Annotated in this window: 24 protein-coding genes; 14 read left to right on the top strand and 10 right to left on the bottom strand. The window is 64.4% G+C overall.

Annotation, left to right across the window (positions count from 1 at the left end):
- Positions 1 to 33: 33 nt before the first annotated feature.
- The 3 genes from AC0MAZ_RS05200 to rpmE all read right to left on the bottom strand — a co-directional run bounded on the left by AC0MAZ_RS05200 (position 34) and on the right by rpmE (position 2,521).
- Positions 34 to 1,302: a malic enzyme-like NAD(P)-binding protein gene (locus AC0MAZ_RS05200; RefSeq protein WP_110735339.1), complete on the bottom strand. Its 1,269-nt coding sequence runs from the start codon at positions 1,300 to 1,302 to the stop codon at positions 34 to 36.
- A gap of 179 nt (positions 1,303 to 1,481) precedes the next feature.
- Positions 1,482 to 2,303: a thermonuclease family protein gene (locus tag AC0MAZ_RS05195; protein ID WP_475860460.1), complete on the bottom strand. Its 822-nt coding sequence runs from the start codon at positions 2,301 to 2,303 to the stop codon at positions 1,482 to 1,484.
- A gap of 2 nt (positions 2,304 to 2,305) precedes the next feature.
- Positions 2,306 to 2,521, bottom strand: coding sequence for a 50S ribosomal protein L31 (gene rpmE / locus AC0MAZ_RS05190; protein ID WP_110735343.1), 216 nt, complete (start codon positions 2,519 to 2,521; stop codon positions 2,306 to 2,308).
- Between the two features lie 169 nt (positions 2,522 to 2,690).
- Here rpmE and AC0MAZ_RS05185 point away from each other — a divergent pair, with 169 nt between their 5' ends.
- The 3 genes from AC0MAZ_RS05185 (at position 2,691) to AC0MAZ_RS05175 (ending at position 7,542) form a co-directional block, all read left to right on the top strand.
- The gene (locus tag AC0MAZ_RS05185; RefSeq protein ID WP_232854905.1) at positions 2,691 to 4,910 is read left to right on the top strand and encodes a primosomal protein N'; all 2,220 of its coding nucleotides are present in this window, start codon (positions 2,691 to 2,693) and stop codon (positions 4,908 to 4,910) included.
- Positions 4,911 to 5,099: 189 nt separating this feature from the next.
- A complete protein-coding gene (gene argS, locus AC0MAZ_RS05180; RefSeq protein ID WP_475860457.1) occupies positions 5,100 to 6,836 on the top strand; it encodes an arginine--tRNA ligase in 1,737 nt (578 codons plus the stop codon).
- A 1-nt stretch (position 6,837) separates the two neighbouring features.
- Positions 6,838 to 7,542, top strand: coding sequence for an SPOR domain-containing protein (locus AC0MAZ_RS05175; RefSeq protein WP_096049169.1), 705 nt, complete (start codon positions 6,838 to 6,840; stop codon positions 7,540 to 7,542).
- Between the two features lie 39 nt (positions 7,543 to 7,581).
- Here AC0MAZ_RS05175 and AC0MAZ_RS05170 read toward each other — a convergent pair whose 3' ends face one another.
- Complete coding sequence (locus AC0MAZ_RS05170) at positions 7,582 to 8,007, bottom strand: NINE protein (RefSeq protein ID WP_023630210.1); 426 nt, start codon at positions 8,005 to 8,007, stop codon at positions 7,582 to 7,584.
- Between the two features lie 158 nt (positions 8,008 to 8,165).
- Here AC0MAZ_RS05170 and AC0MAZ_RS05165 point away from each other — a divergent pair, with 158 nt between their 5' ends.
- Positions 8,166 to 8,816: a C40 family peptidase gene (locus AC0MAZ_RS05165; protein WP_203648508.1), complete on the top strand. Its 651-nt coding sequence runs from the start codon at positions 8,166 to 8,168 to the stop codon at positions 8,814 to 8,816.
- 182 nt (positions 8,817 to 8,998) lie between these two features.
- On the opposite strand, the gene AC0MAZ_RS05160 is transcribed toward AC0MAZ_RS05165, so the two are convergent.
- The gene (locus tag AC0MAZ_RS05160; RefSeq protein WP_234562122.1) at positions 8,999 to 9,994 is read right to left on the bottom strand and encodes a type IV pilus twitching motility protein PilT; all 996 of its coding nucleotides are present in this window, start codon (positions 9,992 to 9,994) and stop codon (positions 8,999 to 9,001) included.
- Between the two features lie 65 nt (positions 9,995 to 10,059).
- On the opposite strand from AC0MAZ_RS05160, the gene AC0MAZ_RS05155 reads away from it, so the two are divergent.
- The 9 genes from AC0MAZ_RS05155 to AC0MAZ_RS05115 all read left to right on the top strand — a co-directional run bounded on the left by AC0MAZ_RS05155 (position 10,060) and on the right by AC0MAZ_RS05115 (position 16,624).
- On the top strand, positions 10,060 to 10,746 hold the full coding sequence (locus AC0MAZ_RS05155) for a YggS family pyridoxal phosphate-dependent enzyme (RefSeq protein ID WP_203648512.1): 687 nt from the start codon (positions 10,060 to 10,062) through the stop codon (positions 10,744 to 10,746).
- A gap of 38 nt (positions 10,747 to 10,784) precedes the next feature.
- Entirely contained in the window at positions 10,785 to 11,603 is an 819-nt protein-coding gene (gene proC, locus AC0MAZ_RS05150) for a pyrroline-5-carboxylate reductase (protein WP_232854900.1), read from the top strand.
- Between the two features lie 10 nt (positions 11,604 to 11,613).
- On the top strand, positions 11,614 to 12,204 hold the full coding sequence (locus AC0MAZ_RS05145) for a YggT family protein (RefSeq protein WP_203648514.1): 591 nt from the start codon (positions 11,614 to 11,616) through the stop codon (positions 12,202 to 12,204).
- An 88-nt stretch (positions 12,205 to 12,292) separates the two neighbouring features.
- Positions 12,293 to 13,432, top strand: a complete 1,140-nt coding sequence (gene metX, locus AC0MAZ_RS05140) for a homoserine O-succinyltransferase MetX (RefSeq protein ID WP_234562116.1) — start codon at positions 12,293 to 12,295, stop codon at positions 13,430 to 13,432.
- 7 nt (positions 13,433 to 13,439) lie between these two features.
- Positions 13,440 to 14,060, top strand: coding sequence for a methionine biosynthesis protein MetW (gene metW, locus AC0MAZ_RS05135; protein WP_011531735.1), 621 nt, complete (start codon positions 13,440 to 13,442; stop codon positions 14,058 to 14,060).
- A gap of 25 nt (positions 14,061 to 14,085) precedes the next feature.
- The gene (locus tag AC0MAZ_RS05130; RefSeq protein WP_203648518.1) at positions 14,086 to 14,520 is read left to right on the top strand and encodes a DUF4426 domain-containing protein; all 435 of its coding nucleotides are present in this window, start codon (positions 14,086 to 14,088) and stop codon (positions 14,518 to 14,520) included.
- Positions 14,517 to 15,113, top strand: a complete 597-nt coding sequence (gene rdgB / locus AC0MAZ_RS05125; protein WP_203648526.1) for an RdgB/HAM1 family non-canonical purine NTP pyrophosphatase — start codon at positions 14,517 to 14,519, stop codon at positions 15,111 to 15,113. The genes AC0MAZ_RS05130 and rdgB overlap by 4 nt, the downstream gene beginning before the upstream one ends.
- Positions 15,110 to 16,288 carry a radical SAM family heme chaperone HemW gene (hemW, locus tag AC0MAZ_RS05120; protein WP_475860448.1) on the top strand — a complete coding sequence of 393 codons (1,179 nt, stop codon included), beginning with the start codon at positions 15,110 to 15,112 and terminating at the stop codon, positions 16,286 to 16,288. The genes rdgB and hemW overlap by 4 nt, the downstream gene beginning before the upstream one ends.
- A gap of 9 nt (positions 16,289 to 16,297) precedes the next feature.
- Positions 16,298 to 16,624, top strand: coding sequence for a DUF3392 family protein (locus AC0MAZ_RS05115; protein WP_011531731.1), 327 nt, complete (start codon positions 16,298 to 16,300; stop codon positions 16,622 to 16,624).
- 1,338 nt (positions 16,625 to 17,962) lie between these two features.
- Here the strand turns inward: AC0MAZ_RS05115 and trmB are convergent.
- From trmB to AC0MAZ_RS05095, 4 genes are all read right to left on the bottom strand, one after another.
- Positions 17,963 to 18,685, bottom strand: a complete 723-nt coding sequence (gene trmB / locus AC0MAZ_RS05110) for a tRNA (guanosine(46)-N7)-methyltransferase TrmB (RefSeq protein WP_475860446.1) — start codon at positions 18,683 to 18,685, stop codon at positions 17,963 to 17,965.
- Positions 18,686 to 18,694: 9 nt separating this feature from the next.
- Entirely contained in the window at positions 18,695 to 19,507 is an 813-nt protein-coding gene (locus AC0MAZ_RS05105; RefSeq protein WP_475860443.1) for a thiazole synthase, read from the bottom strand.
- 65 nt (positions 19,508 to 19,572) lie between these two features.
- Complete coding sequence (gene thiS, locus AC0MAZ_RS05100) at positions 19,573 to 19,773, bottom strand: sulfur carrier protein ThiS (RefSeq protein ID WP_203648535.1); 201 nt, start codon at positions 19,771 to 19,773, stop codon at positions 19,573 to 19,575.
- A 102-nt stretch (positions 19,774 to 19,875) separates the two neighbouring features.
- On the bottom strand, positions 19,876 to 20,247 hold the full coding sequence (locus AC0MAZ_RS05095) for a DUF423 domain-containing protein (protein WP_475860440.1): 372 nt from the start codon (positions 20,245 to 20,247) through the stop codon (positions 19,876 to 19,878).
- Positions 20,248 to 20,311: 64 nt separating this feature from the next.
- Between AC0MAZ_RS05095 and mtgA the strand changes: the two genes are divergently transcribed.
- Entirely contained in the window at positions 20,312 to 21,022 is a 711-nt protein-coding gene (gene mtgA / locus AC0MAZ_RS05090) for a monofunctional biosynthetic peptidoglycan transglycosylase (RefSeq protein ID WP_203648539.1), read from the top strand.
- A 154-nt stretch (positions 21,023 to 21,176) separates the two neighbouring features.
- On the opposite strand, the gene rpoH is transcribed toward mtgA, so the two are convergent.
- The gene (rpoH, locus tag AC0MAZ_RS05085) at positions 21,177 to 22,031 is read right to left on the bottom strand and encodes an RNA polymerase sigma factor RpoH (protein WP_050707365.1); all 855 of its coding nucleotides are present in this window, start codon (positions 22,029 to 22,031) and stop codon (positions 21,177 to 21,179) included.
- Positions 22,032 to 22,034 lie beyond the last annotated feature (3 nt).

Genomic DNA, 22,034 nt, shown 5'->3' with positions numbered 1-22,034 from the left:
GAGCCGGGGCTTTTTCATGACGCTACGACCGGATCAGCCGTTGAACACGTCATCCACGCTTTTCAGCGGGTAGTGCTTCGGATACGGCAGGGTGGCCACGCCGGATTCGATGGCGGCCTTGGCCACGGCATCGGAAACCACGGTGATCAGGCGAGCATCCAGCGGCTTCGGAATGATGTACTCGCGACCGAACTCCAGACCTTGCACACCGTAGGCTTCGCAGACTTCCTTGGGCACCGGCAGCTTGGCCAGGTCCTTCAGGGCGATGGCGGCGGCAATCTTCATTTCTTCGTTGATGCGCTTGGCGCGAACGTCCAGGGCACCGCGGAAGATGAACGGGAAGCCCAGTACGTTGTTGACCTGGTTCGGGTAGTCGGAACGACCGGTGGCCATGATCACGTCGCTGCGGGTGGCGTGAGCCAGTTCCGGAGCAATTTCCGGGTCCGGGTTCGAGCAGGCGAACACGATCGGGTTGGCGGCCATCGACTTCAGGCCTTCGGCGCTCAGCAGGTTCGGACCGGACAGACCGACGAACACATCAGCGCCATCCAGGGCATCGGCCAGGGTGCGCTTGTCGGTGGCGTGGGCGAACTGGGCCTTGTACTGGTTCAGGTCGTCGCGGCCAGCGTGGATCACGCCGCTGCGGTCGATCATGAAGATGTTCTCGACCTTGGCACCCATGCTCACCAGCAGCTTCATGCAGGAGATGGCGGCGGCGCCGGCGCCCAGGCAGACGATCTTCGCCTCCTCGAGCTTCTTGCCGGCGATTTCCAGGGCGTTGATCATGCCCGCGGCGGTAACGATGGCGGTACCGTGCTGGTCATCGTGGAACACGGGAATGTCGCACTGCTCGATCAGGGTGCGCTCGATCTCGAAGCACTCAGGTGCCTTGATGTCTTCCAGGTTGATGCCGCCGAAGGTGATGGAGATGCGGCGAACGGTGTCGATGAAGGCCTGTGGGCTCTCAGACTCGACTTCGATATCGAACACGTCGATACCTGCGAAACGTTTGAACAGAACACCTTTGCCTTCCATCACCGGCTTGGAAGCCAGCGGGCCGAGGTCGCCCAGACCGAGGATGGCGGTGCCATCGGAGATCACCGCAACCAGGTTGCCCTTGCCGGTGTACTTGTAGGCCAGCTCCGGATCACGGCCGATCTCGCGCACGGGTTCGGCGACGCCTGGGCTGTAGGCCAGGGCGAGGTCACGGGCGGTGGCGGTGGGCTTGGAGAGCTCGACGCTCAGTTTCCCCGGACGGGGCTGGGCGTGGTATTCGAGAGCGGCGGTTTTCAGGTCTGACATGATGGGCATTCCGCTGTTTACTGTTCTGACGGACCGCCGAGGATACGCAAAGAGCCGGGGGGCGACAAGACTGCCCGGTCACTATGTGTCAAGGCCTTTGGCCTACGACTTTACGCTATAACCCACGGGGCTTACGGAAGCCAGTGTGTACAATCCAGCACAAGAATGTCTACAACTATTTAGCCTGGAACAGTCGCCAGCATGCTCGGATCGGTCAATGGCAACAGCCAGCGTCGCTGCCCGGGTTTGAGCCCGCCCTTGCGGGATCGATCCAGCACCCAGCCACGCGCCTCGACCTGGCGTCCCTTGAGGTTAGCGAAGAAGCTGGCGGGAAAGCGCTGCTGCAGACGAGCGGGGATCTGCAGCACTACCGCATCGTCGAGCTCCAGCCAGATACCGCCGCGGTTGCGCTCGATACCCTTGATCTGGCCGCCGATCACGGCAAAACCGGACTGCCTGACATCCCCCGCACGTACAACCGGCGACTGTCGCCACAACCCGGTTCCGGCGTTGCGCGCCTGCTGCTCGGCCTGTTGCTGACAGCCCGACAAGGCCACGTTGGGGACAATGGCAACCCGGTAGCCGAGGCCTTCGCTGAGCAGTTGTGCTTCGAGATTGTCGCCAGTACGGCTATAGATGTGCGCCAGGGTACGACCGTACTTGTCCCTGGGCTCTTCGCCCGGGACCAGGCCGACGCGGCCATCGCTGGCCTCGACCAGCGCCTGCAGACGCCGCTTCGCGGCCTCGGCGTAGGGCTCGCTGGTGCGGCCCTTGCGACCGATCTCGGGCGCATTGATGCCGATCAACCGCACATTGCGCCCGTCACTCAGGCGCAGGGTATCGCCATCGACCACCTGGCGCACCGTCACCTGCTGCGGCTGCTCGGGCAACGGACAGAACGCCAGGGCCGGAAAATGCCAGATCGCGCCCACAAAAAAGGCGCCCACAAGGGGCGCCTTCTTTTGCAGCAACGCGAACCTCGAAAGATTCGCCATGCGCATGATTACTTCTTGGCACCGAACATGCCGAAGCGATCGGCGAACTTCTGTACGCGACCACCGGTGTCCAGGACTTTCTGCTTACCGGTGTAGAACGGGTGGCACAGGTTGCAAACGTCGATCGCCAGGACGCTGCCCAGGGTCGAACGGGTTTCAAACTTGTTGCCGCAGCTGCAGGTGACTGCAACTACTTCGTAGTTCGGATGAATATCTGCTTTCATGGTCACTTCCTCGAGCTGCGTGCCGCCACCCAACACCTATTGTTGAATACCGCACGTAATTAGGCGGCGAATAATACCAGAGCGCGGCCGCAGCGCAAGTTGTCGCTTGCACCGACCGTCGTCTGCTAGGCTCGTCTGCTTTGTGAAACGCCCTCCAGAGACTTTCCGCGTGTCCGACGTCATCCTGCGCCTTGCCCTGCCCTCGCCCCTGCGTCGCCTGTTCGACTACCGGGCGCCCGCGAGCATGGCCCGCCAGGCGTTGACTCCAGGCATGCGCATCCGCGTGCCGTTCGGTCGCCGCGAGATGATCGGCGTGCTGGTGGAGGTCGCCACGCACAGCGAAGTCCCCGCCGACAAGCTCAAGCCGGCCAGCGCCCTGCTTGACCCGGTTTCGCCCGTGCCGCCTGCGCTGTTCAAGCTGTGCCTGTGGACAGCCCAGTACTACCAGCACAGCCTGGGCGACACCTTGAGCTGGGCCCTGCCGACCCTGCTGCGCCAGGGTGAGCTGGCCGAGGCGCGCCAGGAGCGCTTCTGGCACGTCGCCCCCGGCGCACGCCTGGAGGACCCGCGCATCGCCCGCGCCCCGCGCCAGCGCGATGCCCTCAAGACCCTGTCGCAGCACCCTCACGGCGTGGCCCACAGCCTGTTGAGCAAGCTCGGCCTGAACAAGGACAGCCTCGACCTGCTGCTGGCCAAGGAACTGGTGACCGTCGAGATCCGCCGTCACCTGCCCGCCGCACGCCACGAGCACTGGCTGGCCCAGCCGGAGCTGCCGCTCAACGAGGAGCAGCGCGCGGCGTTCGAGGCGGTGCGCGCAGGCTTCGGCGCCTTCCACGCCTACCTGCTGGCCGGCGTTACCGGCAGCGGCAAGACCGAGGTCTACCTGCAGCTGATCCGCGAAACCCTCGAAGCCGGCAAGCAGGCGCTGATCCTGATCCCCGAGATCAATCTCGGCCCGCAGACCCTGCAACGCTTCGAGCAGCGCTTCAACGCCCGCATCGCCCTGCTGCACTCGGCGGTGGGCGACCGCGAGCGCCTGGACGCCTGGCTGGCGGCCCGCGACGGCGACGCCGACATCATCATCGGCACCCGCTCGGCGCTGTTCACGCCAATGAAGAACCCGGGCCTGATCATCATCGACGAGGAGCACGACGGCTCCTATAAACAGCAGGAAGGCCTGCGCTACCACGCCCGCGACCTGGCCGTGGTCCGCGCCCACCAGGAGAACATCCCGATCCTGCTGGGCTCGGCCACACCGTCACTGGAAAGCCTGCACAACGCCCATAGTGGCCGCTACGGCCTGCTGCGCATGAACCAACGCGCCGGCGGTGCCAAGGCACCACGCTTCCTGCGCCTGGATGTGCGCAGCCTGCCGCTGGACAGCGGCATCAGCGGCCCGCTGCAACAGGCTATCCGCCAGACCCTGGAGGCTGGGCAGCAGGTGCTGGTGTTCCTCAACCGCCGCGGCTTCGCCCCGACGCTGCTCTGCCATGACTGCGGCTGGCTGTCCGAATGCCCGCGCTGCGATGCCCGCATGACCGTGCACCAGCGCTCCGCCGTGCTGCGCTGCCACCATTGCGGCTACGACGAACGCCTGCCGTTGCAGTGCCCACAGTGCGCCCACGTCGACCTGCGCCCGGTGGGGGCCGGTACCGAGCGCGCCGAAGAGCGGCTCAAGGTGCTGTTCCCCGACTACCCGATCCTGCGCGTGGACCGCGACAGCACCTCGCGCAAGGACGCCATGCACAACCTGTTCGCCACCATCCAGCGCGGCCAGCCGAGCATCCTGGTGGGCACCCAGATGCTAGCCAAGGGGCACCACTTCCCCCGCGTCACCCTGGTGGCGATTCTCGATGCCGACGGCGGACTGTTCTCCGGCGACTTCCGCGCCAGCGAGCGCATGGCCCAGCTGATCGTCCAGGTCGCCGGTCGCGCCGGACGCGCCGAGGAACCGGGCAAGGTCATCGTGCAGACCCACCTGGCCGACCATCCGCTGCTGGTGCAACTGACCGAGCAGGGCTACTTCGCCTTCGCCGAACAGGCCCTGAGCGAACGTCGCGCCGCCGGCCTGCCGCCGTTTGCCCACCTGGCCCTGCTGCGTGCGGATGCGCACAAGCCGGGCCAGGCCGAGAGCTTCCTCGACGAAGCCTGCGCCGCCGCCGAGCGGGTCATGGCCGAACAGGGCCTGCACGGCATCGAGCTGCTGGGGCCGGTCCCGGCGCCCATGGAACGACGGGCGGGCCGCTTCCGCGCGCAACTATTGCTCCAGGCCAATGCCCGGGCTCAGTTGCATCGACTGATCAGTGCCTGGTTGCTAGTGTTGGAGCAGATGCCATCGGGGCGGCAGGTGCGCTGGTCGCTGGATGTCGATCCGGTGGACCTGTACTGAGAGATTGAACGGTCCGTGGGAGCGGGCTTGCCCCGCGATTGCGCCCATCGCGGGGCAAGCCCGCTCCCACGCCTGACCAGCGATACCGGCCAAAAGGTTGGCAACCCGCCCCCGGCAACGGATAATGCCCAGTTTTTCCACCTGCGCATCGAAGCGCTCCACCGCGCTTGCGGTCGAAAAGAGAATCCCATGAAAGACACCATTCGCCAGCTGATCCAGCAAGCCCTCACCCAACTCGCCACCGACGGTGTGCTGCCTGAAGGGCTGACGCCGGCGATCCAGGTGGAAAACGCCCGGGACAAGACCCACGGCGACTTCGCCAGCAACATCGCCATGATGCTGGCCAAGCCGGCCGGCATGAAGCCGCGCGATCTGGCCGAGAAGCTGATCAACGCCCTGCCGAAAAGCGACGACATCAGCAAGGTCGAGATCGCCGGCCCCGGTTTCCTGAACTTCTTCCAGAACACCGAGGCCCTGGCCAACCGCCTCGACGCCGCTCTGGCCGACGAGCACCTGGGCGTGCGCAAGGCCGGCCCGGCCGAGAAGGTGGTGATCGACATGTCGGCGCCGAACCTGGCCAAGGAGATGCACGTCGGCCACCTGCGCTCGACCATCATCGGCGACAGCGTGGCCCGCGTGCTGGAATTCCTGGGTGATAACGTCATCCGCCAGAACCACGTTGGCGACTGGGGTACCCAGTTCGGCATGTTGATGGCCTACCTGCAGGAAAACCCGATCACCAGCGATGAGCTGTCTGACCTGGAAAACTTCTACCGCGCAGCGAAAAAGCGCTTCGACGAGTCTGAAGAATTCGCCACCCGCGCCCGCGGCCTGGTGGTCAAGCTGCAGGCCGGCGACCCGGACTGCCTGGCGCTGTGGACGCGCTTCAAGGACATCTCGCTGTCGCACTGCCAGAAGACCTACGAACTGCTCAACGTCAAGCTGACCATGGCCGACGTGATGGGCGAGAGCGCCTACAACGCCGACCTGGCCAACGTGGTCGCCGACCTCAAGGCCAAGGGCCTGCTGGTCGAGGACCAGGGTGCCCAGTGCGTGTTCCTCGATGAATTCAAGAACGCCGAGGGCGAGCCGCTGCCGGTGATCGTGCAGAAGGCCGACGGCGGCTACCTGTACGCCACCACCGACCTGGCCGCCGTGCGCTATCGCAGCAACAAGCTGCAGGCCGACCGCGCCCTGTACTTCGTCGACCAGCGTCAGGCCCTGCACTTCAACCAGGTGTTCGAAGTGGCCCGTCGCGCCGGCTTCGTCGGCCATCCGATGAAGATGGAGCACATGGGCTTCGGCACCATGAACGGCGCCGATGGCCGCCCGTTCAAGACCCGTGATGGCGGTACCGTCAAGCTGATCGACCTGCTCACCGAAGCCAAGGACCGCGCCTACGCGCTGGTCAAGGAGAAAAACCCGTCGCTGGCCGAGGACGAACTGCGCCACATCGGCGAGGTGGTCGGCATCGGCGCGGTCAAGTACGCCGACCTGTCCAAGCACCGCACCAGCGACTACAGCTTCAACTTCGAACTGATGCTCAATTTCGAAGGCAACACCGCGCCGTATCTGCTGTACGCCTACACCCGCGTGGCCGGCGTGTTCCGCAAGCTCGGCAAGGGCTTCGCCGAAGTCGACGGCAGCATCGTCCTGCAGGCAGCGCACGAGCAGGACCTGGCCGCGCGCCTGGCGCAGTTTGGCGAGATCCTCAACAACGTCGCCGAAAAAGGCACGCCGCACGTGCTGTGCAGCTACCTGTACGACCTCGCCGGCCTGTTCTCCAGCTTCTACGAGAACTGCCCGATCCTCTCTGCCGAAACCACCGAACAGCAGCAGAGCCGCCTGCGCCTGGCCGCCCTGACCGGCCGCACCCTCAAGCAGGGCCTGGAACTGCTCGGCCTGGAAACCCTGGAGCGCATGTAAGTTGGCTGCAAAGAAGAAACCCGCACCCAAGCGCGGCGCCAGCCGTTCCCAGCCGCCTGCCAGCAAGCAGCCGATCCCGGGCTGGGTGTGGCTGGCGGTTGGCCTGACGGTCGGCGCCTTCATCGTTTTCCTGATGAAGCTCGAGCCGGGCGGTGACGACATCAAACGCACCAAGCCCGAGCAGCACAAGCCGGAGAAAGTCGCCGAGGCGAGCAAGACCACCACGCCGACGCCACAGCAACCGGTGAAGCCGAAGTACGACTTCTATACCCTGCTGCCGGAGTCGGAAGTGATCGTGCCGCCCGAGGCCGTGCCGGAGAAAACCCCGCCGGTACCGGCGCAGCCGCCTGTGCCTAGCACGCCGGTCACGCCAGCGGAAGCGGCGAAGATCGACACCGCCCGCGCCCAGGCCGCGCTGCTGGGGCAGACGCCGCCACCGGCACCTCCGGTGATCAAGCCGGCAGCCACCACCCAGTTCTTCCTGCAGGCCGGCTCGTTCCGCAAGCAGGCAGATGCCGACAAGGTTCGCGCGCAGATCATCCTGCTCGGCCAGGCGGTCAAGGTGGAGTCGGGCACGGTCAAGGAAGAAACCTGGTACCGCGTGATGGTCGGCCCATTCAGCAACCGCGAACAGCTGACCGTGGCGCAGAAGCAACTGGCCGGGGCAGGCTTCAGCAACCTGCTGCTGCAACAGCGGCGCCAGTAACGAAAAAGGCCTTGCCGCACTCCGCGACAAGGCCTTTTTTCATACCCGGCGACGCTCGGCGTTGACCTGGGAGATCTGGCTGTTGAGCGTCCAGAAGTCATACAGCACCCCGAGCAGGAACAGACCACCGGTGAACAGGTAGATCAAGGCACTGATCCACTTGCCCTGGTACAGCCGGTGCACCCCGAAAATTCCCAGGAAAGTCAGCAGGATCCACGCCAGGTTGTAATCCACACCGCCCGACTCGAAGCGCATGTCCGCCTCGCGGTCCATCGACGGGATCAGGAACAGGTCGATCAGCCAGCCGATGCCCAGCAGCCCGAGGGTGAAGAACCAGATCGTCCCGGTGATCGGCTTGCCGTAGTAGAAACGGTGCGAGCCGGTGAAACCGAAGATCCACAGCAGATAGCCGAGGACCTTGCTGTGGGTGTCGTGCGAAGGGGCACCCTGTTGATAACCATTCATTCGAAGCCCTCGTGGGATAGCCGAAAATTTTCTAACGAAAAATGTGACTTTTTCGTTTTGACCCGACATATGGTACGTGGCTGAGCGACCAACGGATCAGAATTTGATCAAAAAGCTGTTATAAAGTTGCGCGCCAACACTTATAAAGAGCTTCATCTATGCCACCTTTCTTCAAGACATGGCTGACCCTCTGCCTTTTATTACCCCTGGCCGCCCACGCCACCAACCGTGAGCAACGTCTTCCAAGCGGATTCACCGGTTACACGACCAACGCCGACGCCACGGTGAAACGCGCCCCGATCCAGTACCGCAGCACCAACAGCCTGCGCGCGCGCCCGGCCAATGCGGCCAAGCAGCACGCCGTGGGCATGCAGGCGGTGGCGATGTCGCCGAAGCAGAGCAGCGAAGTGCTCAGCCGTGCGGTGAACGTGCTCGGCACGCCCTATCGCTGGGGCGGCAGTAGCCCGAAGAAGGGCTTCGACTGCAGCGGCCTGGTCAAGTATGCGTTCAACGATGTGGCGGATGTCGACCTGCCGCGCACCTCCAATGCCATGGCCCAGGGTCAGGGCGTCAAGGTGGCCAAGGGCGACCTCAAGCCAGGCGACCTGATCTTTTTCAACATCAAGAGCCGTCGGGTCAACCACGTCGCCATCTACCTGGGCAACGACCGCTTCATCCACGCACCGCGCACCGGCAAGCGGGTGAGCATCGACAGCCTGGAGAAGCCTTACTGGCAGAAGCACTACGTGGTAGCCAAGCGCGTGCTGCCCAAGCAGCAGCAACAGGCGCTGAGCCTGGCCAAACGCTGAAACGCCCAGCAGTCCCTGTGGGAGATCGAAGGGAACCATGATTCCGCGCCCAGCGCGAACTCTGTGGGAGAGTATTAGCCGCGAAACAAGCGACGCGGAGGATGGCACCGGCTCTGCCGGTGTTCGCGGCTAAAGCCGCTCCCACAGGGACTGCGGTGCACTTTCAGTCTCTGTGGACGTTCCTAACCCACTATCAAACCCCGCGCCTCCAGCGCCTGCAGCGCCCCCTCCATCGTGCACATCCCCGCCGCCGCACCAGCCTGCATCAGCGAATGGATCTGCGCCAGGCGCCCCTCACGTATCAGGTTGCGCACCGCAGGCGTCGCCACCAGCACCTCCCGCGCCGCGACACGCCCACCGCCTGATCGCCGCACCAGCACCTGCGCGACCACCAGCCGCAGGGAGTCAGCCAGCATGCTGCGCACCAGCGGCTTTTCCTCCGGCGCGAACACCTCCACCAGCCGGTCGATGCTGTTCACCGCCGATCGCGTATGCACGGTGGCCAGCACCAGGTGCCCGGTCTCCGCGGCGCGCAACGCCAGGCGAATGCTGTGCAGATCGCGCAGCTCGCCGATCATGATCACGTCCGGGTCCTGACGCAGGGCACTGCGCAGGGCCTGGGCAAAGTCACGGCTATGCAGGCCGATCTCACGCTGGTTGACCAGGCTGCGCTGACTGCCGTGGATGAACTCGATCGGGTCCTCGAGCGTGACGATATGCAATGCGTATTCGCGGTTGAGCCGATCGATCAGCGCCGCGAGGGTGCTCGACTTGCCGCTGCCGGTGGCACCACCGACCAGGACCAGGCCATCCCGGTACCGGGAGATGATTTGAAACACATGCACCAGATCAAGTGCCTCCAGACAGGGCACGCTCGCGGGGACCAAACGTACGCTGGCACTCGGACCATTGCGCTGGCGGAACAGGTTCAGCCGAAAACGCCCCAGTCCATCCAGGCTCACCGCCAGGTCCAGCTCATCCCCGGCCGCCCACTGCCGCCGCTGCTCGCTATCAAGCAGACCCGCCATCCCGTCTTCCAGCGCCCCTGTCGTCAGCAGCGCAAGGTCCAGGCGCTGCAACACCCCATCCACACGCAGCAGCGGCTGCTCGCCAGCAGCCAGATGCAGGTCGCTGGCACCGGCAGCCAGGGCCCGGCCCAACAGGTCGGTCACATCCATGAGACTCCCCAACGGCGATCAAGCAGGTAGAATGCCGCTGACCCCAAAGCCGTCGGCGACGAACCATGTCCACCCTAGCAGACAACATTGGCGCCATTGCCACCCGCATCGACAGCGCGGCCAGGGCCGCCGGACGCGACCCGGCCAGCATCCAGCTGCTGGCGGTGAGCAAGACCAAGCCCGCCAGCGCCATCCGCGAGGCCTTTGCGGCCGGGCTGCGCGATGTGGGCGAAAACTACCTTCAGGAAGCCCTGACAAAACAACAGGCGCTTTCCGACCTGCCCTTGATCTGGCACTTCATCGGCCCCATCCAGTCGAACAAGACCAAGGCCATCGCCGAGCATTTCGACTGGGTACATTCCGTGGACCGCCTGAAGATCGCCCAACGCCTCTCCGAGCAACGCCCTGCCGGCCTGGCGCCGCTGAACGTCTGCCTGCAGGTCAACGTCAGCGGCGAGGACAGCAAGTCCGGCTGCATGCCCGCCGAGCTGCCGGCCCTGGCCCAGGCGGTGAACGCCCTGCCCGGCCTGCGCCTGCGCGGCCTGATGGCGATTCCGGAGCCGACCGAGGACCGCGCCGAGCAGGAGGCCGCCTTTGCCATCCTGCGCCAGCTCCAGGAGCAGCTGGGCCTCGGCCTGGACACCCTGTCGATGGGCATGAGCCACGACCTGGAAGCCGCCATCGCCCAAGGTGCGACCTGGGTCCGCATCGGCACCGCCCTGTTCGGCGCCCGCGACTACGGACAGCCCTGAATCCATGCTTAACTCACTCTTTCCCTCAAGGACCTGACATGAGCAAGACTCGTATTGCCTTTATCGGTGCCGGCAACATGGCCGCCAGCCTGATCGGCGGCCTGCGTGCCCAGGGCCTGGACGCCGCGCAGATCCGCGCCAGCGACCCGGGTGCCGAAACCCGTGCGCGGATCCAGGCCGAGCACGGCATTGATGCCTTCGAAAGCAACGCCCAGGCCATCGAGGGCGTGGACGTGATCGTGCTGGCGGTCAAACCGCAGGTCATGAAGGCGGTCTGCGAAACACTGAAGCCGAACCTCAAGCCCGGCCAACTGGTGGTGTCCATTGCCGCCGGCATCACCTGCGCCAGCCTGCAGGCCTGGCTGGGCGCGATCCCGGTGGTGCGCTGCATGCCCAACACCCCGGCGCTGCTGCGCCAGGGCGTCAGCGGCCTGTATGCCACCGGGGAAGTGTCCGCCGAGCAGCGCCAGCAGGCCGAACAGCTGCTGTCGGCTGTCGGCACCGCCTTGTGGCTGGACGAAGAACAACAACTGGATGCCGTCACCGCCGTCTCCGGCAGCGGCCCGGCCTATTTCTTCCTGCTGATCGAAGCCATGACCGCCGCCGGCGAGAAACTCGGCCTGCCGCGTGAAACTGCCTCGCAACTCACCTTGCAGACCGCCCTGGGCGCCGCCCGCATGGCGGTTGCCAGCGACGTCGACGCCGCCGAGCTGCGCCGCCGCGTGACCTCGCCGGCCGGCACCACGGAAGCGGCGATCAAGTCGTTCCAGGCCAGCGGGTTCGAGGTGATCGTCGAGCAGGCACTTCAGGCCGCGGCGAAACGTTCCGCCGAACTGGCCGAACAACTGGGCAAATAAGGAGCCATTGATGAATGCATTGTCCGGCGCCGCGATCTTCGTGGTGCAAACCCTGGTCAGCCTGTACCTGGTGATCGTCCTGCTGCGCTTCGTGCTGCAGCTGGTCAAGGCCGACTTCTACAACCCGCTGAGCCAGTTCGCCGTGCGCGCCACCCAGCCGCTGCTCAAGCCGCTGCGCCGGGTGGTTCCCAGCATCGCCGGCCTGGACACCTCCTCGCTGCTGCTGTCGATCCTGATCCAGGCACTGCTGATGGCCTTCGTGCTGATGGTCACCTACGGCACCTTCGGCGACATCCTGCACCTGGTGATGTGGTCGATCCTGGGCATCACCTCGCTGTTCCTGAAGATCTTCTGGGTGGCGATGATCGTCATGGTCATCGTCTCGTGGGTCGCGCCGAACAGCCACAACCCCGCCGCCGAACTGGCCTACCAGATCAGCGAGCCGGTGCTGGCGCCGTTCCGCCGCCTGGTGCCGAACCTCGGCGGCATGGACATTTCGCCGATCTTCGCCTTCATCGCCATCCAGGTGATCCAGTCGTTCCTGATGCCCCAGCTGGCGGCCTACGCCGGCATGCCGCAAGAGCTGTGGCGGATGATCTGACCCGCACCGCATCCAGCGGCAAGCCTTTGCTTGCCGCTGGGGGTAGCGCTCTTTAGACTTACGCCTCCGTCAAGCGTGAGCAGGGTCGATGTCCACTGTCCTTCCCGAAGATTCCGTCGGTCTGGTAACACCGCAGATTGCCCGGTTCGATGAACCGCTGGCCCTGGCTTGTGGCCGCTCCCTGGCCTCGTACGAGCTCATCTACGAAACCTATGGCACCCTCAACAGCACTGCCAGCAATGCCGTGCTGATCTGCCATGCGTTGTCCGGCCATCACCATGCCGCCGGCTACCATGCCGCCACCGACCGCAAGCCGGGCTGGTGGGACAGCTGCATCGGCCCCGGCAAGCCGATCGACACCAACCGCTTCTTCGTTGTCAGCCTGAACAACCTGGGTGGCTGCAACGGCAGCACCGGCCCCAGCAGCATCAACCCGGCCACCGGTAAGCCCTACGGCGCCGACTTCCCGGTGCTGACCGTGGAGGACTGGGTGCACAGCCAGGCGCGCCTGGCCGACCGCTTAGGTGTACAGACCTGGGCCGCCATCGTCGGCGGCAGCCTCGGCGGCATGCAGGCGCTGCAGTGGACCATTACCTATCCGGACCGCGTGCGTCACTGCGTGGACATCGCCTCGGCACCCAAGCTGTCGGCGCAGAACATCGCCTTCAACGAAGTGGCGCGCCAGGCCATCCTCACCGACCCCGAGTTCCACGGCGGCTCGTTCCAGGACCAGGGCGTAATCCCCAAGCGCGGCCTGATGCTGGCGCGCATGGTCGGCCACATCACCTACCTGTCCGACGACTCGATGGGCGAGAAATTCGGCCGCGAGCTCAAGAGCGACAAGCTCAACTACGACTTCCACAGCGTCGAGTTCCAGGTCGAAAGCTACCTGCGCTACCAGGGCGAGGAGTTCTCCGGCCGCTTCGACGCCAACACCTACCTGCTGATGACCAAGGCGCTGGACTACTTCGACCCGGCTGCGGCCCATGGCGGTGACCTGGCGGCTACCCTGGCCCACGTCACGGCGGACTATTGCATCATGTCGTTCACCACCGACTGGCGCTTCTCGCCGGCCCGTTCGCGGGAGATCGTCGACGCCCTGATGGCCGCGCGCAAGAACGTCTGCTACCTGGACATCGACTCGCCCTATGGCCACGACGCCTTCCTCATCCCGACGCCCCGCTACATGCAGGGCTTCGCGAACTACATGAACCGCATCGCCCTCTGAGGACCGCATGAGAGCCGACCTGGAAATCATCCAAGACTGGATCCCCGCCGGCAGCCGGGTCCTCGACCTGGGCTGCGGCAACGGCGAACTGCTGGCCTCCTTGCGCGAGCGCAAGAATGTCACCGGCTATGGCCTGGAGATCGACGCCGACAACATCGCCGCCTGCGTGGCCAAGGGAGTCAACGTCATCGAGCAGGACCTGGACAAGGGCCTGGGCAACTTCGCCAGCAACAGTTTCGACGTGGTGGTCATGACCCAGGCCCTGCAGGCCGTGGAATACCCCGACCGGATCCTCGACGAGATGCTGCGGGTGGGGCGCCAGTGCATCATCACCTTCCCCAATTTCGGCCACTGGCGCTGCCGTTGGTACCTGGCGACCAAGGGTCGCATGCCGGTTTCGGACTTCATGCCGTATACCTGGTACAACACCCCGAACATCCACTTCTGCACCTTCGAGGACTTCGAGAACCTGTGCCATGAGCGCCACGCCAAGGTCCTCGACCGCCTGGCCGTCGACCGTCTGCACCGTAACGGGTTGGGTGGGCGGCTTTGGCCTAATCTTCTAGGTGAGATCGGTATCTATCGGGTCAGCAGCCCGGGCCTGCAGGAGCATCAGCTCGCGGTCTGACCCTCGCGAACGGAGGAATGGGATCATGCGTCGACTAGCACTGTTTCTGATCAGCCTGTGCCTGGCCTTGCCGGTACTGGCTGCCGATGCCGCCAGGCCTGACCGCAAGGAAGTGTTCGGCGATGTGACGGTCCACTACAGCGCCTTCACCTCGAGCATGCTGCAACCGGAAATCGCCGCCGCCACGGGCCTGACCCGCAGCAAGAACCAGGGCGTGCTCAACATCGCCGTGCTCAAGGCCGAGAAGCCTGCAACGGCGGTGGTCAGCGGTACGGTGAAGGACCTGACCGGGCGCAGCAACCCGCTGTCGTTCAAGCAGATCACCGACCAGGGCGCGGTCTACTACATCGCCCAGTTCAAGATCGACCAGGCCGAGACCGTCACTTTCGATATCAACGTCGAAACCGGCGGCGTCAGTCATAAACTCAGCTTCAACCAGGAAGTGTTCCCAGGCGAATGATGAATCTTACGCAACTCGTATTGGCCAGCCACAACGCCGGCAAGCTCAAGGAACTGCAGGCCATGCTCGGCGAATCCGTGCACCTGCGCTCGATCGGCGAATTCAGCCAGGTGGAGCCGGAAGAGACCGGCCTGTCGTTCGTCGAGAACGCCATCCTCAAGGCGCGCAACGCCGCACGCATCTCCGGCCTGCCGGCCCTGGCCGACGATTCGGGCCTGGCAGTGGACTTCCTCGGCGGCGCGCCGGGCATCTACTCGGCGCGCTACGCCGACGGCAAGGGCGACGCGGCGAACAACGCCAAGCTGCTCGAAGCGCTCCAGGACGTGCCTGAAGACCAGCGCGGCGCACAGTTCGTCTGCGTCCTGGCCTTGGTGCGGCATGCCGACGATCCGCTGCCGATCCTCTGCGAAGGCCTGTGGCACGGCAGCATCCTGTTCGAGGCCAGCGGTGAGCACGGCTTCGGCTACGACCCGCTGTTCTGGGTCCCGGAGCGCCAGTGCTCCAGCGCCGACCTCGCCCCGGTCGACAAGAACCAGCTCAGCCACCGCGCTCGCGCCATGGCCCTGCTGCGTCAACGTCTGGGCCTGGCATGACCGAAAAGCTGTTCGTGCAACCGGCGGGCCTGATCCTTCCCGAACTCCCGCCGCTGTCGCTGTACATCCATATTCCCTGGTGCGTGCGCAAATGCCCGTACTGCGACTTCAACTCGCACCAGGCCGGCCCGGCGCTGCCGGAAGCCGAATACATCGACGCTCTACTGGCCGACCTCGACCAGGAACTGCCTGCCGTCCAGGGCCGCCCGATCAGCACGATCTTCTTCGGCGGTGGTACACCCAGCCTGTTCAGCGCCGATGCGCTGGGCCGCCTGCTGCGCGGTGTCGAGCAACGCATCCCGTTCGCCCCGGACATCGAAATCACCCTCGAGGCCAACCCGGGCACCTTCGAGCAGGAGAAGTTCAAGGCCTACCGGCAGACCGGCATCAACCGCCTGTCCATCGGCGTGCAGAGTTTCCAGCCCGCCAAGCTCGAGAAGCTCGGGCGCATCCACAATGGCGACGAAGCGGTGCGCGCCGCCGACATGGCCCGGGCGGCAGGCTTCGACAACTTCAACATGGACCTGATGCACGGCCTGCCGGACCAGTCGCTCGACGACGCCCTGGGCGACCTGCGTCAGGCCGTCGAACTGGCGCCGACGCACCTGTCCTGGTACCAGCTGACGGTAGAGCCGAACACGGTGTTCTGGAACCAGCCGCCTGAGCTGCCCGAGGACGACATCCTCTGGGATATCCAGGAAGCCGGCCAGGCGCTGATGGCCGATCACGGTTACCGCCAGTACGAAGTCTCGGCCTACGCCCAGGCCGGTCGTGCCGCGAGGCACAACCTGAACTACTGGCGCTTCGGCGACTTCATCGGCATCGGTGCCGGTGCCCACGGCAAACTGTCGTTCCCCGACGGACGCATCCTGCGCACCTGGAAGACCCGCCTGCCCAAGGACTACCTGAACCCGGCCAAGCCGTTCAAGGCCGGCGAGAAGCTGCTGCCGGCCGATGAGCTACCCTTCGAGTTCCTGATGAACGCCCTGCGCCTCACCGACGGGGTAGAGGCCGAACTGTTCAGCCTGCGCACCGGCCTACCCCTGGCACAACTGGCCGAAGCCCGCCGTGAAGCCGAACAAAAAGGCCTTTTGCAGGTCGAACCGGATCGGCTGGCCGCCACGCCACGTGGTCAGCTGTTCCTCAACGACCTGCTGCAGTACTTCTTGAATTAAGGATGACCCATGGACCTGGTACTTGACCTGCTCTCGACCGTTTCCCGCTGGAGCCGCAGCAACCTGTCAGAAATCTCGCTGGCCCTGGTGGGCTGCCTGCTGGTGCTGTTCGGCACCGATATCAAAGGCTGGGTAGAAGGCCGCCTGGGCGGCCTGGCCGGCGCCTTGCGGGTGCCGTTCATGGCGCTGCTGGTGATGATCGGCAGCGGCGCAGCGCTGATCTATGCGACACCGTGGATCGTCAAGGGCCTGGGGCAGTTCAACAACTATGCGCTGGCACCGGTGCTGCTGGTGGTGCTGGTGTTGATTGGCGTGGTGGCCGATCGGCGGGGTTGAGCGCTGACGCGACTTCGCAAGATTGAACCGCTCCTGTGGGAGCGGGTTCACCCGCGAAGCAGACAACACTATGGTTGGCACCGGCTTCGCCGGTGTTCGCGGGTAAACCCGCTCCCACAGAGTCCCTGACGGTCCTGAAGACAATCAGGATCCGAATCAGCTTCCAGACGCGGCTCAGCGTATTCAGCAAACGCTTCATATGCCTTGGCCTCCATGTTGGCTGGGCCAATCTTCCAGCGCCTGACCGGCCCTTCGGCGCCTTCGGAGATCATGTGGGGTGGTCTCCAATGAAGTGGCCGGGTAGATGGCCCTTCGAAACTCTGCCGGCGCGGTTCGTAGGCCGCGTCGAAGGGGCCGAGACAACAGAACGAATTCGCTTCCCGGCCCGCCACTGGAGATACCCCCCATGAGAGCGGGGCAATCTTACGACAGCGAAAGGTTCTAGGCTGTTACCTGCTCAGTCACACTTGATGCCTGATATTTCCGTGATTGACGCACTCCACGAGTACTCCTAGTATCGCGTTTGTGGGTGGTCTCCAGTGACGCTTGAAATGCGCAGGCTGAGGATTCGTAACCCGAAGCCCGCATAAAAAAACCGCCTTTAGCTAGGCGGTTTTTTTTGGCTGCAGGCAGACCTGGCTGGCGCCCTGCCGATGTCTTCCAAGGTGCTGGTGTTGATTGGCGGGGCGGCTGATCGGCGGGGCTGAGCGCTGTTAAAAGCCGCCCTGGCGAGCCAGGACGGCTTCTCACCCGACTAACCCTTAGCGGGCATCGTCAAAGTGATCGCGCAGGAAGTCCCTGACAGACCTGAAAACAATCAGGATCCGAATCAACTTCCAGACGCGGCTCAGCGTATTCAGCAAACGCTTCATATGCCTTGGCCTCCGTGTTGGCTGGGCCAATCTTCCAGCGTCTGACCGGCACTTCGACGCCTTCGGAAATCGTGTGAACCATCTCCAGTGAAGCGGCCAGGTGGATGGCCCTTCGAAAACTCCACCGGCGCGGTTCGTGGGCCGCGTCGAAGGGGCCGAGACAACGGATTGAATTCGTTCCCGGCCCGACACTGGAAAGAATCACATGAGAGCGGCGTGATCTTACGCTTTCTGAAAAGGTGAAGCTGTTACTCGCCCAGTCACACGTAATGCTGGATATTTCCACGATTGACGCAACCTCCAGGCAACCCTAGTATTTGAACCGTGAACTGTCTCCAGTGAAATTGAAACACGCAGGTCGAGGATTCGTAACCCGAAGCCCGCATAAAAAAACCGCCCTTCTCAAGGCGGTTTTTTTGTACCTACAATCTCGCAAGCTTGAAGGACAGCGCCGAACGAACCCGGCTCAGTTCACCTTCTCGAACTTCAAGTCCCACACCCCATGCCCAAGGCGCTCACCGCGGCGCTCGAACTTGGTGATCGGCCGTTCTTCCGGGCGTGGCACGTAGGCGCCATCAGCCGCCTGGTTGCGATAGCCGGGCGCTGCGCTCATCACTTCCAGCATGTACTCGGCATAGGGCTCCCAGTCGGTCGCCATGTGGAATACGCCACCGGGCTTGAGCTTGCGGCGCACCAGCTCGGCGAACTCCAGTTGAACGATCCGGCGCTTGTGATGACGCGCCTTGTGCCACGGATCCGGGAAGAACAACATCAGCCGGTCGAGGCTGTTGTCGGCCACACAGCGGTTGAGCACCTCGATGGCATCACAGTCGTACACTCGCAGGTTCTTCAGGCCCTGGGTCAGCACGCCATTTAGCAACGCGCCGACACCCGGACGGTGCACTTCGACACCGATGAAATCCAGCTCGGGCGAGGCGGCGGCCATTTCCAGCAGCGAATGGCCCATGCCGAAGCCGATCTCCAGGGTGCGCGGCGCCGAACGGCCAAACACCTGATCGTAGTCTACCGGGCTGTCGGTCAGCGGCAGGATGAACAGCGGACCGCCCTGCTCCAGGCCGCGTTGCTGGCCTTCGGTCATGCGTCCGGCACGCATCACGAAGCTCTTGATGCGGCGGTGCGGGCGGGCTTCGCCGTCTTCAGTGATCGGCGTTTCTTGCGATTCAGTCATCTGGGGCTCTTACTTGATCAGACCTTCCAGCGGCGAGGACGCGCTGGCATAGAGTTTCTTCGGCATGCGCCCGGCGAGATACGCCATGCGGCCGGCAATGATGGCGTGCTTCATGGCCTCGGCCATCATTACCGGCTGCTGGGCGTGGGCGATGGCCGAGTTCATCAGCACCGCCTCGCAACCCATCTCCATGGCGATGGTGGCGTCGGAGGCGGTCCCCACGCCGGCATCGACCAGCACCGGCACCTTGGATTCCTCGAGGATGATCTGCAGGTTGTAGGGGTTGCAGATACCCAGGCCGGTGCCGATCAGGCCGGCCAGCGGCATGACGGCGATGCAGCCGGCTTCGGCCAGCTGGCGGGCGATGATCGGGTCATCGCTGGTGTAGACCATCACATCGAAGCCGTCCTTGACCAGCACTTCGGCGGCCTTGAGGGTTTCGATCACGTTGGGGAACAGGGTCTTCTGGTCGGCCAGCACTTCCAGCTTCACCAGCGTCCGCTCCTCGTGGGACTTGTGGCCGTCGAGCAGCTCACGGGCCAGGCGGCAGGTACGCACCGCCTCGACCGCATCGAAGCAGCCCGCGGTGTTCGGCAGGATGGTGTACTTGTCGGGCGACAGCACATCGAGCAGGTTCGGCTCGCCCGCGTTCTGGCCGAGGTTGGTGCGACGCACGGCCACGGTGACGATTTCGGCACCCGAGGCCTCGGTGGCCAGGCGGGTTTCCTCCATGTCACGGTACTTGCCGGTGCCGACCAGCAGGCGCGACTGGAAAGTGCGCCCGGCCAGGACGAAAGGCTTGTCGCTGCGAACGTTGCTCATCGATGTTCCTCTGGAAAGGTTACGGGGCTTTGGATGAATCGGCCGGATGAATCGGCGGAACGCGCTCAACCACCGCCAATGGCATGAACCACTTCGACCTGGTCGCCTTCGCTCAATCGCGTACTGTCGTGCTGGCTGCGCGGCACGATATCCAGGTTCAGTTCCACCGCCACCCGGCGACCGGCCAGCTCCAGCCGGCCCAGCAGCGCCGCGACGCTCTCGCCCTCGGGCAGTTCGTAAGGTTCACCGTTCAATTGAATGCGCATGCGCACGGCCACCATTGTTCTTTGGGGCCCGCATTCTAGCGCCGATCCACCCCTCAACCCAAGGGCGACGCACGCCATTAGTCGCGATTGTGGACCGTTCGGTCAGCCCAGGCGCCAGGCGGCCAGGCCCAGGCACAACCAACCGGCGAGCAAGCACAGGCCACCCAGCGGGGTGATCATGCCGAGCTTGCCCAGGCCGCTCAGGGTCAGTAAGTAGAGGCTACCGGAGAACAGCAGGATACCCACGGCGAACAGACCGCCGGCCCAGCCGACCAGGCGCCCCGGCAGGTGCGCCGACAGCACCGCCACACCGAGGATCGCCAGGGCGTGCACCAGCTGGTAGGTCACGCCGGTATGGAAGATCGCCAGGTAGTCGGCGCTGAGACGACTCTTCAGGCCATGGGCGGCGAAGGCGCCGAGGGCAACGCCGGTAAAACCGAAGAACGCGGCGAGCATCAGGAAGCTGCGAAGCATGGGACGACTCCTCGGGAGGGGTCTGTATAATGGCCCGTTCCAACGGTCCGGCCAAGCCATCACCATGCTGTCATCTCTCCTGCGCCACCTTTCCCGCGCCCTGCTGTGGTTCGCCGCCGGCAGTGCCGCCGTGGTCCTGGTGCTGCGCTGGGTTCCACCGCCCGGCACCGCGCTGATGGTCGAGCGCAAGGTAGAGTCGTGGTTCAGCGGCGAGCCCATCGACCTGCAACGCGACTGGACGCCCTGGGCGGACATCTCCGACGAGCTCAAGGTCGCGGTCATCGCCGGCGAGGACCAGAAGTTCGCCAGCCACTGGGGCTTCGACATCCCAGCCATCCAGGCGGCGCTGGCCTACAACGAGCGTGGCGGCAAGGTGCGTGGCGCCAGCACCCTGACCCAGCAGGTGGCCAAGAACCTGTTCCTGTGGTCCGGGCGCAGCTGGTTGCGCAAGGGTTTGGAAGCCTGGTTCACCGCGCTGATCGAGCTGTTCTGGTCGAAGGAGCGGATTCTCGAGGTCTACCTGAACAGCGCCGAATGGGGCAAGGGCGTGTTCGGTGCCCAGGCCGCGGCACGCTACCACTTCGGCGTGGACGCCAGCCGCCTGACGCGACAACAGGCCGCACAGCTCGCAGCGGTGCTGCCGAGTCCGATCAAGTGGAGTGCCAGCCGGCCAAGCGCCTATGTGGCGAGCCGGTCGGGCTGGATTCGCCGGCAAATGAGCCAGCTGGGCGGACCGAGCTACCTGATGCAGCTGGATAGTTCGCGCAGGCTTTGAGGCCTGGCTTTCGTGGGAGCGGGCTTGCCCCGCAATAGACGATTCATCGCCACATCTGCATCGCGGGGCAAGCCCGCGCCCACGCGCCACAACACACGAAAAAGCCGCTGTCTCTTGCGAGAACAGCGGCTTTTTCACTCCAGCCAGGCGCCGATCAGATCGCGATCAGTGCCTTGACCTTGTTCATCGCGTTCTTCTCCAGCTGGCGAATACGCTCGGCCGAAACGCTGTACTTCTCCGCCAGCTCATGCAGCGTGGCCTTTTCCTCGGCCAACCAGCGCTGGTAGAGGATATCGCGACTGCGATCGTCTAGACCTTGCAGCGCTTCATGCAGGTTGCTGGTGGAGTTGTCGCTCCAATCGGCGTCCTCCAGCTGCACGGCCGGGTCGTAGCGGTGGTCTTCCAGGTAATGCGCGGGCGACTGGAAGGCGCTGTCGTCGTCGGCTTCGGCCGCCGGGTCGAAGGCCATGTCCTGGCCGCTCAGGCGGCTTTCCATCTCGCGCACTTCACGGGGCTCGACGCCGAGGCTTTCGGCCACGCGATGCACTTCGTCATTGTTCAACCAGGCCAGACGCTTCTTCTGGCTGCGCAGGTTGAAGAACAGCTTGCGCTGGGCCTTGGTGGTGGCCACCTTGACGATGCGCCAGTTGCGCAGGATGAACTCGTGGATCTCGGCCTTGATCCAGTGCACCGCGAAGGACACCAGACGCACGCCCATTTCCGGGTTGAAACGCTTTACCGCCTTCATCAGGCCGACGTTGCCTTCCTGGATCAGGTCGGCCTGGGCCAGTCCGTAGCCTGCGTAGCTACGGGCGATGTGTACGACGAAACGCAGGTGGGCCATCACCATTTGACGAGCGGCCTCGAGATCCTGCTCATAGTAGAGACGCTCGCCCAGATCACGCTCCTGCTCCGGCGACAGCAAGGGGATGCTGTTGACCGTGTGCACGTAGGCTTCCAGGTTTGCACCGGGAACCAGGGCATAGGCAGGTTGCAACGATGTGGTCATTCA

The organism is Pseudomonas sp. A (assembly GCF_056270345.1).
This window is presented reverse-complemented; position numbering and strand designations above follow the sequence as displayed.